The following is a 12,241-nucleotide window of genomic DNA, read 5'->3' as shown; positions in this document are numbered from 1 at the left end:
GAAACTCAAGGTTCGAAAGGCCGACGCTGAAACTGGTCATGGCCGCATTTCGGGCATAGCGGCAACACTTCCGGCGTGTAAAACGCCAAATGATGATGACACTGCTCGCACACCAGATTCCCCAACCCGACCACCTCACCGCTGTGGTAAACGCCATGGTGACTGACGTCTTTGAAAACTTCGCGCCATTCCAATTGGGTTTTGTCGGTAATGTCCGCCAGTTCCTGCCACAGGCTCTCTTTAATCACCCGCATAAAAACGCTGTCGGTAAATTCTTCCCGGCTTTCCTGGTAACTGCGCGCAAACTCTTCCAGATCGCGCCTTACCGCCAGGGTCACCTGCTCCACTTCATCGCGCGTCAGCTCACCGGCGTCGTTCAGCCGTTTTTCAGCGCTCGCCACCAGTGAATCAATATCACGTTCGCCATTTTTCAGGCGTTCGGTCAGAGATGCCACCAATTCGCGGTAGTACTGAGCAACCTTGTTCATAATCTCTCCTCGGTGAACTTACGTGACAGGGCTTTCCTCCCATACCCTATAACTTAAGCTTTCAAGTTGCAGCTAGGCACCTGGCTGCGGCTTGAAAGATGATGGGAATAAAGTAGCTCTTATCATTTTAGCGGTAAATTGCTGATGTCACTTGGCAACGCATGGGATCCTCAAGATGTGAGTCATATCATGGCGGAGATTTTTTAAATACGCCGAGTCGGGCGCTTGGTGTTGTTGCCGAGAGGTCTTATCAGCTATGCTATGCGGATCTATAAGTACTCAACAGAATGCTACGGATGTAGCTGTTTTACACCTACAGGACCACCAGCCGCCATGCAAGAGCAATACCGTCCAGAAGACATAGAATCGAACGTACAGCTTCACTGGCAAGAGAAGCAGACTTTCAAGGTTACCGAAGATGCAAGCAAGGAAAAGTATTACTGCCTATCCATGCTGCCATACCCATCAGGCCGTCTGCACATGGGGCACGTTCGTAACTACACTATCGGCGACGTGATCTCGCGCTATCAGCGCATGCTAGGCAAAAACGTACTACAGCCGATCGGCTGGGATGCGTTCGGCCTGCCGGCGGAAGGTGCCGCGGTAAAAAACAACACCGCTCCGGCTCCGTGGACCTACGACAATATCGAATATATGAAGAACCAGCTAAAACTGCTGGGCTTCGGCTACGACTGGGATCGCGAGATCGCCACCTGCGATCCGGATTACTACCGTTGGGAACAGTGGTTCTTCACCAAGCTGTATGAAAAAGGCCTGGTCTACAAGAAGACCTCTGCGGTCAACTGGTGCCCACACGATTTGACCGTGCTGGCCAACGAACAGGTTATCGACGGCTGCTGCTGGCGCTGTGACACCAAGGTTGAGCGTAAAGAGATCCCACAGTGGTTTATCAAAATCACCGATTACGCCGATCAACTGCTGAACGACCTCGATACGCTGGAAAGCTGGCCAGAGCAGGTGAAAACCATGCAGCGTAACTGGATTGGCCGTTCCGAAGGGGTGGATATCACCTTTGACGTGGCGGGCAGCGACGAGAAACTGACCGTTTACACCACCCGTCCAGACACCTTTATGGGTGCGACCTACGTGGCCGTTGCCGCGGGTCATCCATTGGCGCAACAAGGCGCGGTGAACAACCCGGCGCTGGCTGAGTTTATCGAAGAATGCCGCAACACCAAAGTGGCCGAAGCCGAAATGGCAACGATGGAGAAGAAAGGCATGCCGACCGGCCTGTTCGCCATCCACCCGCTGTCCGGCGAGCAAGTGCCGGTTTGGGTCGCCAACTTCGTGCTGATGGAATACGGCACCGGCGCGGTAATGGCCGTTCCGGCTCACGACCAGCGTGACTGGGAATTCGCCACCAAATACGGTTTGCCGATCAAACCGGTAGTGCTGGCGCTGGACGGCAGCCAGCCGGATGTCCAGGCAGAAGCGATGACAGAGAAAGGCACGCTGTTCAACTCCGGCGAGTTTGACGGTTTGGACCACCAGGACGGTTTCAACGCCATTGCCGACAAACTGGTCGCCAAAGGCGTCGGCCAACGCAAGGTCAACTACCGTCTGCGCGACTGGGGCGTTTCCCGTCAACGTTACTGGGGCGCACCAATCCCGATGGTCACCCTGGAAGACGGCACCGTAATGCCAACCCCGGAAGACCAACTGCCGGTGATCCTGCCGGAAGACGTAGTGATGGACGGCATCACCAGCCCGATCAAGGCCGACCCCGAGTGGGCGAAAACCACCGTTAACGGTCAGCCGGCACTGCGTGAAACCGACACCTTCGACACCTTTATGGAGTCTTCCTGGTACTACGCGCGCTACACCTGCCCGCAGTACGACCAGGGCATGCTGGATCCGGCCGCCGCCAACTACTGGCTGCCGGTGGATCAGTATGTCGGTGGTATCGAACACGCCATCATGCACCTGATGTACTTCCGTTTCTTCCACAAGCTGCTGCGTGACGCGGGCCTGGTCGATTCCGACGAGCCGGCAAAACGCCTGCTGTGTCAGGGCATGGTGTTGGCCGACGCTTTCTATTACAGCGGCAACAGCGGCGAACGCGTCTGGGTTTCCCCAGCCGACGCCATCGTTGAGCGCGATGACAAAGGCCGCATTACCAAAGCCACCGATCCACAAGGTCGTGAACTGGTCTATGCTGGCATGAGCAAAATGTCGAAGTCGAAAAACAACGGCATCGACCCACAGGTAATGGTTGAGAAATACGGTGCGGATACCGTGCGTCTGTTCATGATGTTCGCCTCACCGGCAGAAATGACGCTGGAATGGCAAGAATCCGGCGTGGAAGGGGCAAACCGCTTCCTGAAACGCGTCTGGAAACTGGCCTACGAACACCTGGAAAAAGGTGCCGTACAGCCGCTGAACGTAGCAACGCTGACGGAAGACCAGAAAGCGCTGCGCCGCGATCTGCACAAAACCATCGCCAAAGTGACCGATGATATCGGCCGTCGTCAGACCTTCAACACCGCCATTGCCGCCGTGATGGAGCTGATGAACAAGCTGGGCCGTGCTCCGCAGGAAAGCGAGCAGGATCGCGCTCTGCTGCAGGAAGCCCTGCTGGCAGTGGTCCGTATGCTGTATCCGTTCACCCCGCACGTGTGCTTCTCACTGTGGCAGGCGTTGGGCGGTGAAGGCGATGTGGACACCGCAGCCTGGCCGCAAGCCGACGAGCAGGCGATGGTCGAAGATTCCAAGCTGGTGGTAGTACAGGTCAACGGCAAGGTCCGCGCTAAAATTACTGTGGCAGCTGATGCAACCGAAGAACAGGTGCGTGCGCGCGCCGCTGAGGAACATCTGGTCGCTAAATATCTGGACGGGGTTACGGTTCGTAAAGTGATCTATGTTCCGGGCAAATTGCTTAACCTGGTTGTGGGTTAACACAAGGAGGAATTGTGCGACAACGTATTCTGACGCTGTTGCTGGGGTTGGCGGTGCTGGTCACCGCCGGCTGCGGTTTTCACCTGCGTGGCACCACGCAGGTACCCTCGGAAATGAAAACGCTGATTCTGGACAGTTCAGACCCTTATGGGCCGCTGACCCGTTCGGTGCGTGAGCAATTACGTCTGAGCGACGTGACCATTGTCAAAGATGCAAAACGTAAGGATCTCCCTTCCCTGCGCATCATTGGCGCCACTGAAAGCCAGGATACCGCCTCTATCTTCCAGGACGGTAAAACCGCTGAGTACCAAATGGTGCTGACGGTCCAGGCACAGGTGTTGATCCCGGGTCACGATCTGTATCCGCTGAACGTAAAAGTATTCCGTTCGTTCTTCGATAACCCGCTAACCGCACTGGCAAAAGATTCCGAACAGGAAATTATTCGTCAGGAAATGCGTGAGCAGGCCGCCCAGCAACTGGTGCGTAAACTGCTGACGGTGCATGCGGCGGAAGAAGAAACGCAGCAGAAAGCCGCTGCGGCCGGTGAAAAAGCGGCCAGTCGCGTAGATCAATGATCCGTATTTACCCTGAACAACTTGCCGCGCAGCTCCGAGAGGGGCTGCGCGCTTGTTATTTATTGAGTGGCAATGAACCACTGCTGTTACAGGAAAGCCAGGATCTGATCCGCCAAACGGCACAGCAGCACCAGTTCACCGAGCACTACAGCATTTCACTCGATGCCCACACCGACTGGGACGCCATTTTCAGCATCTGTCAGGCGATGAGCCTGTTCGCCAGCCGTCAGACGCTGTTGCTGATCTTCCCTGAAAACGGGCCGACCGCCCCGATAGGCGAACAGCTGATCAAGCTGGCTGCTCTGCTGCATGACGATATTTTGCTGATGCTGCGTGGGCCACGCCTCACCAAAGCCCAGGAAAACAGCGCATGGTTCAAGGCACTCAGCCCACATGGCGCTTACGTCAGTTGCCAGACACCGGAACAGGCGCAGTTACCCCGCTGGGTAGCCCAGCGCGCCAAAACCATGAAGCTGGAACTGGACGACGCGGCCAATCAGTTGCTGTGTTACTGCTACGAAGGCAACCTGCTGGCGCTGTCGCAGGCGCTGGAACGACTGTCGTTGTTGCATCCGGATGGCAAGCTCACGCTGCCGCGTGTCGAGCTGGCGGTCAATGACGCCGCGCACTTCACACCATTCCATTGGCTGGACGCCCTGCTGGCGGGGAAAAGCAAACGGGCCTGGCATATCCTGCAACAGATGCAGCAGGAAGATGTCGAGCCGGTGATCCTGTTGCGCACCTTACAGCGCGAATTGCTGCAATTGTTGAACCTGCAACGGCGTATGGCGTCAGTGCCGCTGCGTACGCTGTTCGACCAGTACAAGGTCTGGCAAAACCGCCGTAACCTGGTCACCCAGGCATTGCAACGGTTATCCGGTGCCCAGCTGCGACAAGCCGTTCATCTGCTGACGCAGATTGAAATCACCCTTAAGCAGGATTACGGCCAGTCGGTCTGGTCGGAACTGGAAACCCTGTCGATGCTGCTGTGCGGCAAACCTCTGGCCACGAGTTTTTCCGATGCCCACTAATTCGCAAGGCACCACCGTCCTGCACGCCCTGTTTGGCGGCACCTTTGACCCAATCCATTACGGCCATCTGCGCCCGGTGGAAGCGTTGGCGGCAGAAGTTGGGCTGAATCGGGTGACGCTGTTGCCAAATCATGTGCCGCCACACCGCCCTCAGCCCGAGGCTAACGCTCAGCAACGGTTGAAGATGGTTGAACTGGCAATCGCCGGCAACCCGCTGTTTGCGGTTGACGATCGCGAACTGCACCGTACCACACCCTCCTATACCATAGAGACGCTGGAAGCCATTCGTAAAGAACGTGGCGCTGCATTGCCGCTGGCGTTTATCATTGGCCAGGATTCGCTGCTGACGCTGCACAAGTGGCACCGCTGGCAGTCGCTGCTGGATACCTGCCACCTGCTGGTGCTGGCCCGTCCGGGCTACAATGACCGAATGGACACGCCGGAACTGCAGCAGTGGCTGGAACAGCATCAGGTGACCGATGCCGCGCTGCTCAGCCGGCAGCCACAGGGCTATATCTATCTGGCCGATACGCCGCAGCTGGAAATTTCAGCAACGGAAATCCGCCAGCGTCGCCATCAGGGCCTCAACTGTGACGACCTGTTGCCGCGTTCGGTACAGCGCTATATCGAGTTACAGGGTTTATATCGCTAGCGAGAGCCGCATGATATACTGCGCCGCTATTTTTCAGGTATTCGCTGAAAACCCCGGAAACCTTAGCTGGCCGGGCAGTCACCAGCTGGCTTTCAGCGGCATCCTGCCGACTTATCATTGATTCAGGCCGCCAAACGGGCAGTTGCCCGCCGCAGTCGAATGAACAGAACACTCCCGAGGGGGAACCTTTGCAAGGTAAAGCGCTCCAAGATTTCGTCATCGATAAAATTGATGACCTGAAAGGCCAAGACATTATCGCTCTGGATGTCCAGGGTAAATCCAGCATCACCGATTGCATGATCATCTGCACCGGTACCTCTACCCGTCACGTGATGTCGATCGCCAACCACGTGGTGCAAGAATCCCGTTCTGCGGGCATGGAACTCTATGGCATGAAAGGCCAGGAAGCTTCCGACTGGATAGTGGTTGATTTGGGCGAAGTGATCGTCCACGTGATGCAAGAAGAAAGCCGTCGTCTGTATGAGCTGGAAAAACTCTGGAGCTAAGCGGTGAAACTGCAACTGGTTGCTGTCGGCACTAAAATGCCAGACTGGGTGCAGACCGGCTTTATGGATTATCTGCACCGTTTTCCGAAAGATATGCCGTTTGAGCTGACCGAAATCCCGGCGGGCAAGCGCGGCAAGAATGCCGATATCAAACGCATTCTGGAAAAGGAAGGCGAGCAGATGCTGGCGGCGGTAGGCAAAGGCAATCGCATTGTCACGCTGGATATCCCCGGTACGCCGTGGGAAACACCGCAGCTGGCGCAGCAGCTCGAACGCTGGAAGCAGGACGGCCGCAACGTCAGCCTGCTGATTGGTGGCCCGGAAGGGCTGGCCCCGGCGTGCAAGGCCGCAGCCGAACAAAGTTGGTCGCTCTCACCGTTGACATTGCCGCATCCTTTAGTGCGCGTCCTGGTGGCTGAAAGCCTCTATCGCGCCTGGAGTATTACAACAAATCATCCTTACCACCGGGAATAACCGGTGGTAACCGTGACAGAGTGAAATAAAGCAGCGGGATGAAAATAGAACGTAACCCTTTTCGCGACTATACGGCTGAATCCGCCCTGTTTGTACGCCGCGCCCTGGTGGCGTTTCTGGTCATCCTGGTGCTGACCGGCACCCTCATCGCCAATCTGTATAACCTGCAAATCGTCCGCTTTGAGGATTACCGTACCCGCTCCAACGAAAACCGCATCAAACTGGTGCCGATCGCGCCCAGTCGCGGCATTATCTACGATCGCAACGGCACCCCGCTGGCGCTCAATCGCACCATTTATCAACTGGAGCTGATGCCGGAAAAGGTCGATGACCTGAAGGCCACGCTACAGGCACTGCGTCCGGTGGTCGATCTGACCGATGACGACATCACCAACTTCGAGAAAGAGCGCAAACGCTCACGCCGCTTCGTCTCCATTCCGGTGAAAACCGCCCTGAACGAAGTTCAGGTGGCACGTTTTGCGGTTAACCAGTTCCGCTTTCCCGGCGTCGAGGTCAAAGGCTACCAGCGTCGCTACTATCCATATGGCTCCGCTCTGACCCATGTCATCGGCTACGTATCGAAAATCAACGACCGCGATGTTGAACGTCTGGATAAAGACGGCAAGCTGGCCAACTACGCCGCCACTCACGATATCGGCAAGCTGGGCATCGAACGCTATTACGAAGAGACCCTGCATGGCAAAACCGGCTATGAAGAGGTTGAAGTCAACAACCGCGGCCGGGTGATCCGCCAACTGCATGAACAACCCCCTTCCGCCGGTCAGGACGTTTACCTGACGCTGGATCTCAACCTGCAACGCTATATCGAGCAGTTGCTGGTCGGCAGCCGTGCGGCGGTGGTAGTGAGCGATCCGCGGACCGGCGGCATTTTGGCGATGGTCTCTAACCCCAGCTATGATCCGAACCTGTTCGTTGATGGCATCTCCAGTAAAGATTATCAGGGCCTGCTCAACGATCCGAACCGACCGCTGATTAACCGCGCCACGCAGGGGCTATATCCACCGGCGTCGACGGTTAAACCGTACATTGCCGTCTCGGCGCTCAGTGCCGGGGTGATCACCAAAAACACCAGCCTGTTCGATCCCGGCTGGTGGCAATTGCCCGGCTCGGAAAAACGCTTCCGCGACTGGAAAAAGTGGGGTCACGGCCGCCTGAACGTCACCAAGGCGCTGGAAGAGTCAGCGGATACCTTCTTCTATCAGGTCGCCTACGACATGGGTATCGATCGCCTGTCGACCTGGCTGACCCGATTCGGTTACGGCGAATATACCGGTATCGATCTGTCCGAAGAACGTTCCGGCCTTATGCCAACCCGCGACTGGAAATTCAAACGCTATAAAAAACCCTGGTATCAGGGTGACACCATTCCGGTGGGTATCGGCCAGGGCTACTGGACGGCAACGCCGATCCAGATGGCCAAGGCACTGACCACGCTGATTAACGACGGCAACGTCAAAACGCCGCACCTGCTGCAGAGCACCCGAATCAATGGTGCGCTGGTGCCTTTCACCCAGGAAGAGAGCAAGCAGATCGGCGATATTCATTCAGGCTTCTGGGAAATTGCCAAAGACGGCATGTATGGTGTAGCCAACCGTCCGAACGGGACGGCGCGTAAGTACTTCTCGGATGCACCTTACAAAGCCGCTGCGAAATCGGGTACCGCACAGGTATTCGGCTACGAAACCTACAACGCTCACAAACTGGCGGAACACCTGCGTGACCATAAGTTGATGACCGCCTTTGCTCCGTTCAACAATCCAACGGTATCGGTCGCCATCATTCTGGAAAACGGCGGCTCCGGTCCGGCGGTCGGGACGATCACCCGTCAGATCCTCGACCATATTTTGCTGGGCGACAACAATACGCAATTACCATCTGAAGCCCCACTGCCACCAGGCGTAGAGGGTGATTAAGGTAGAACATGACTGAAAGCCAACAAAAGGGCTCGATCTGGACCAAAATCCATATCGACCCCACATTCCTGCTATTAATTCTGGCCCTGCTGGTCTACAGCGCGTTCGTGATGTGGAGCGCCAGCGGTCAGGATATTGGCATGATGGAGCGCAAGATCGGCCAGATTGTCATGGGGCTGATAGTAATGGCCGTCATGGCGCAAATACCGCCGCGGGTCTATGAAAGCTGGGCACCGTATTTATATATTTTCTGCGTGATCCTGCTGATACTGGTAGACGCTTTCGGCCAGATCAGTAAAGGCGCGCAACGTTGGCTGGATCTTGGCTTTGTGCGTTTCCAGCCGTCCGAGATCGCTAAAATCGCCGTGCCGCTGATGGTGGCGCGCTTTATGAACCGTGACGTCTGCCCGCCTTCGCTAAAGAATACCGCGATTGCGCTGGTGCTGATTTTCCTGCCAACCCTGCTGGTCGCCGCGCAGCCCGATTTGGGGACTTCGATTCTGATTGCCGCCTCCGGCCTGTTCGTGCTGTTCCTGTCCGGCATGAGCTGGAAGCTGATCGCCGTAGCCGCCGTGCTGCTGGCGGCCTTTATCCCGGTGCTGTGGTTCTTCCTGATGCACGGCTATCAGCGCGACCGCGTGATGATGCTGCTGGATCCGGAAACTGACCCACTCGGCGCCGGTTACCATATTATTCAGTCGAAAATCGCCATTGGCTCAGGCGGCCTGTCCGGCAAAGGCTGGCTGCATGGCACTCAGTCACAGTTGGAATTCCTGCCGGAACGCCATACGGACTTTATCTTCGCGGTCCTGGCCGAAGAGCTGGGGTTGATTGGGGTTCTGGTGCTGCTGGCGCTGTACCTGCTGGTTATCATTCGTGGATTGATGATCGCCGCCAAGGCACAAACCACCTTTGGTCGGGTGATGGTCGGCGGTCTGATGCTGATTTTGTTCGTTTATGTGTTTGTTAACATTGGTATGGTCAGTGGCATTTTGCCGGTAGTTGGCGTACCTTTGCCTCTGGTCAGTTACGGGGGTTCGGCGCTGATTGTGCTTATGGCTGGGTTCGGCATTATCATGTCGATCCACACGCATCGAAAAATGATGTCCAAGAGTTTATAAGGGGTGAGTAATGCGTAAGGAATGGCTTTGGGTCGGCGTTGTCGCGGTATTACTTTCCGCCTGTACCGCCCCGACCACGGAACAGCAAGCGCCACCGCAGCAGCCGTATAACGGCCCCGTGGTGGAGATCGGTGGCGTTGAGCCTCAATATGAACCCTATAACCCTAATAACATGCAGGATTATAAGGTTAATGGCGACACTTACCGCATCGTCAAGGATCCGCAGAACTTCTCGCAGACCGGTTTGGCCAGCTCCTACGGTGAAGAAGCCCGGGGCAATACCACCGCGCTGGGGGAACAGTTCGATCCTAATGGCTTAACCGCCGCACACCCAACGCTGCCGATCCCAAGCTACGTACGCGTGACCAACCTGGCCAATGGCCGCCAACTGGTGGTGCGGGTTAACGATCGCGGGCCTTACACCCAGGGTCGCATTATCGATTTGTCGAAAGCCGTCGCCGACCGCCTGAACCTGTCCAACAACACCAGGGTCAAGGTTGATTTCATCAACGTGGCCCCGGACGGCACTCTGAGCGGCCCGGGCACCATTGGTACTACCGTTGCCAAACAAAGCTATGCCCTGCCCGCACGCCCGGAGCTCGGCTCCAGCGGCATGGGAACCCCAATGCAACAGGATGTCCCGGTCCCCAACGGTGCCGCAGTACGTCCGATTGACAACAGCAGCCTGAATACCGGCGATAACGCCCCGGCAACCACTACCGGCAATAGCCGCAGCGGTTTCCTGGGGGCGCCAAGTGCCGTACCGGTCGGCGTACTGGAAGGCTCAGAGCCTGAACCTGCCGTCAGTGCCGCAGCCATTGCCGCACCGGTCGCGGCCACCGCCGCCGTTGCCGCCAATGCTTCTGCTGGTGGCAGCTATGTGGTACAGGTCGGCGCACTGAGTAGTGCCGAACGCGCGCAGAGCTGGCAACAAAGCCTGAGCCAAAAGTTTGGCGTACCGGGTAAAGTGGCCGCCAGCGGCAGCGTCTATCGCGTACAGCTCGGCCCGTTCAGCAGTCGTCAGCAGGCCGCCGAACTGCAGCAGCGTCTGGCCAGCGAAGCGCAGCAACAATCCTTTGTCACCGCCGCACCTTAAAACAGCTGTCCGGCAGGCGAACACGACTGATTAGCGTTTCTTTAACTGAAACATTTTCTTTCAGCTAAAGACGGTAAAGCGCGCTTAGTCAGAGCATTGGCTAATGCCTGCCGGGATCTCATCTGTTATAGTGTGGCTCGTTTTTAATTTTACCCTCATGGATGTTGTAGTCTCGATCATGAAACAAGTAACTTCTTTTCGCTTAATCAAGAGCATAGCGCTCGGCACAGTTATCGCAATGAGTGCAACCTCCGTTGCGCATGCCGATGACGTTAATATCAAGACCATGATCCCAGGGGTACCGCAAATCGATGCGGAGTCCTACGTCCTGATTGATTACAACTCCGGTAAAGTTTTGGCGGAAATGAACGCCGATGCCCGCCGCGACCCAGCCAGTCTGACCAAAATGATGACCAGCTACGTCATCGGTCAGGCGCTGAAAGCAGGTAAAATCGGCCAGGAAGACATGGTTACCGTGGGGCAAGACGCCTGGGCTACCGGCAACCCGGTATTCAAGGGTTCTTCGCTGATGTTCCTCAAGCCGGGTGACCGCGTACCGGTCTCCAAGCTGACCCGCGGCATCAACCTGCAGTCCGGTAACGACGCCTGCGTGGCGATGGCCGACTACGTAGCCGGCAGCCAGGACGCATTCGTTAACCTGATGAACACCTACGTCAGCAAGCTGGGCCTGCAGAACACCCACTTCCAGACGGTACACGGCCTGGACGCACAGGGTCAGTACAGTTCGGCACGCGACATGGCGTTGATCGGCCAGGCGCTGATCCGCGACGTACCGGACGAATACGCGATTTATAAAGAAAAAGAGTTCACCTTCAACAATATCCGCCAGATGAACCGTAACGGTCTGCTGTGGGATACCAGCCTGAACGTGGACGGCATCAAAACCGGTCATACCGATGCGGCAGGTTACAACCTGGTCGCTTCTGCGACCGAAGGCCAGATGCGTCTGATCTCTGCGGTGTTGGGCGGTCGTACTTATAAAGGCCGTGAGACCGAGAGCAAGAAACTGCTGACCTGGGGCTTCCGCTTCTTCGAAACCGTTGCGCCACTGAAAGTGGGCAAAGAGTTTGCGTCTGAACCCGTCTGGTTCGGCGATGCGGATCGCGTTGAGCTGGGCGTAGACAAAGACGTTTACCTGACCATCCCACGCGGCCGGATGAAAGATCTCAAAGCCAGCTACGTGCTGAACACGCCGGAAATTCATGCGCCACTGGCGAAAAACCAGGTTGTCGGCAGCATCAACTTCCAGCTCGATGGCAAAACCATCGATCAGCGCCCACTGGTGGTAATGAACGAAGTGAAAGAAGGCGGTTTCTTCAGCCGTATCGTGGATTACATCAAACTGATGTTCCACCACTGGTTCGGTTAACAGTTGAAATGGGCGAAATCGCCCCCATATACTGATTAACATTAACTCCCGCTCCGGC

At 56.4% G+C, this 12,241-nt stretch carries 11 protein-coding genes; 10 read left to right on the top strand and 1 reads right to left on the bottom strand.

Translation table 11 applies throughout. The features are described from left to right. Positions 1–5: 5 nt before the first annotated feature. Positions 6–488 (bottom strand): zinc ribbon-containing protein, encoded by a 483-nt coding sequence (locus OCH02_RS20480; protein WP_261432730.1) that lies wholly within the window; start codon positions 486–488, stop codon positions 6–8. A gap of 333 nt (positions 489–821) precedes the next feature. On the opposite strand from OCH02_RS20480, the gene leuS reads away from it, so the two are divergent. The 10 genes from leuS to dacA all read left to right on the top strand — a co-directional run bounded on the left by leuS (position 822) and on the right by dacA (position 12,183). After that, positions 822–3,404 (top strand): leucine--tRNA ligase, encoded by a 2,583-nt coding sequence (gene leuS, locus OCH02_RS20475; RefSeq protein ID WP_261432729.1) that lies wholly within the window; start codon positions 822–824, stop codon positions 3,402–3,404. A gap of 14 nt (positions 3,405–3,418) precedes the next feature. Next, positions 3,419–3,979, top strand: coding sequence for an LPS assembly lipoprotein LptE (lptE, locus tag OCH02_RS20470; protein WP_017891912.1), 561 nt, complete (start codon positions 3,419–3,421; stop codon positions 3,977–3,979). Then, positions 3,976–5,010, top strand: coding sequence for a DNA polymerase III subunit delta (gene holA / locus OCH02_RS20465; protein WP_012005642.1), 1,035 nt, complete (start codon positions 3,976–3,978; stop codon positions 5,008–5,010). Before lptE ends, holA begins: the two co-directional genes overlap by 4 nt. Then, positions 5,000–5,662: a nicotinate-nucleotide adenylyltransferase gene (gene nadD, locus OCH02_RS20460; protein ID WP_261095560.1), complete on the top strand. Its 663-nt coding sequence runs from the start codon at positions 5,000–5,002 to the stop codon at positions 5,660–5,662. Before holA ends, nadD begins: the two co-directional genes overlap by 11 nt. A 188-nt stretch (positions 5,663–5,850) precedes the next feature. Continuing rightward, positions 5,851–6,168, top strand: coding sequence for a ribosome silencing factor (gene rsfS, locus OCH02_RS20455; RefSeq protein WP_012005640.1), 318 nt, complete (start codon positions 5,851–5,853; stop codon positions 6,166–6,168). 3 nt (positions 6,169–6,171) lie between these two features. Next, positions 6,172–6,642, top strand: a complete 471-nt coding sequence (rlmH, locus tag OCH02_RS20450) for a 23S rRNA (pseudouridine(1915)-N(3))-methyltransferase RlmH (protein ID WP_004949595.1) — start codon at positions 6,172–6,174, stop codon at positions 6,640–6,642. Between the two features lie 38 nt (positions 6,643–6,680). Then, the gene (gene mrdA / locus OCH02_RS20445; RefSeq protein WP_153857717.1) at positions 6,681–8,576 is read left to right on the top strand and encodes a peptidoglycan DD-transpeptidase MrdA; all 1,896 of its coding nucleotides are present in this window, start codon (positions 6,681–6,683) and stop codon (positions 8,574–8,576) included. Between the two features lie 8 nt (positions 8,577–8,584). Then, entirely contained in the window at positions 8,585–9,697 is a 1,113-nt protein-coding gene (gene mrdB / locus OCH02_RS20440; protein ID WP_012005638.1) for a peptidoglycan glycosyltransferase MrdB, read from the top strand. Between the two features lie 10 nt (positions 9,698–9,707). After that, positions 9,708–10,793, top strand: coding sequence for an endolytic peptidoglycan transglycosylase RlpA (rlpA, locus tag OCH02_RS20435; RefSeq protein ID WP_261432728.1), 1,086 nt, complete (start codon positions 9,708–9,710; stop codon positions 10,791–10,793). A 178-nt stretch (positions 10,794–10,971) separates the two neighbouring features. Further along, complete coding sequence (gene dacA, locus OCH02_RS20430) at positions 10,972–12,183, top strand: D-alanyl-D-alanine carboxypeptidase DacA (protein WP_017891907.1); 1,212 nt, start codon at positions 10,972–10,974, stop codon at positions 12,181–12,183. Positions 12,184–12,241 lie beyond the last annotated feature (58 nt).

The sequence above is a fragment of the Serratia quinivorans genome, assembly GCF_946227985.1.
Classification (GTDB): Bacteria; Pseudomonadota; Gammaproteobacteria; order Enterobacterales; family Enterobacteriaceae; genus Serratia; species Serratia quinivorans_A.
Note: the sequence above shows the minus strand (reverse complement) of the source record. Positions and strands in the feature narration are given on the sequence as shown.

What these genes read in the sequence shown, in the direction of transcription:
- OCH02_RS20480 (WP_261432730.1), bottom strand. Translation starts at nt 488, where the DNA reads ATGAACAAGGTTGCTCAGTACTACCGCGAATTGGTGGCATCTCTGACC.
- leuS (WP_261432729.1), top strand. Translation starts at nt 822, where the DNA reads ATGCAAGAGCAATACCGTCCAGAAGACATAGAATCGAACGTACAGCTT.
- holA (WP_012005642.1), top strand. Translation starts at nt 3,976, where the DNA reads ATGATCCGTATTTACCCTGAACAACTTGCCGCGCAGCTCCGAGAGGGG.
- nadD (WP_261095560.1), top strand. Translation starts at nt 5,000, where the DNA reads ATGCCCACTAATTCGCAAGGCACCACCGTCCTGCACGCCCTGTTTGGC.
- mrdA (WP_153857717.1), top strand. Translation starts at nt 6,681, where the DNA reads ATGAAAATAGAACGTAACCCTTTTCGCGACTATACGGCTGAATCCGCC.
- mrdB (WP_012005638.1), top strand. Translation starts at nt 8,585, where the DNA reads ATGACTGAAAGCCAACAAAAGGGCTCGATCTGGACCAAAATCCATATC.
- rlpA (WP_261432728.1), top strand. Translation starts at nt 9,708, where the DNA reads ATGCGTAAGGAATGGCTTTGGGTCGGCGTTGTCGCGGTATTACTTTCC.
- dacA (WP_017891907.1), top strand. Translation starts at nt 10,972, where the DNA reads ATGAAACAAGTAACTTCTTTTCGCTTAATCAAGAGCATAGCGCTCGGC.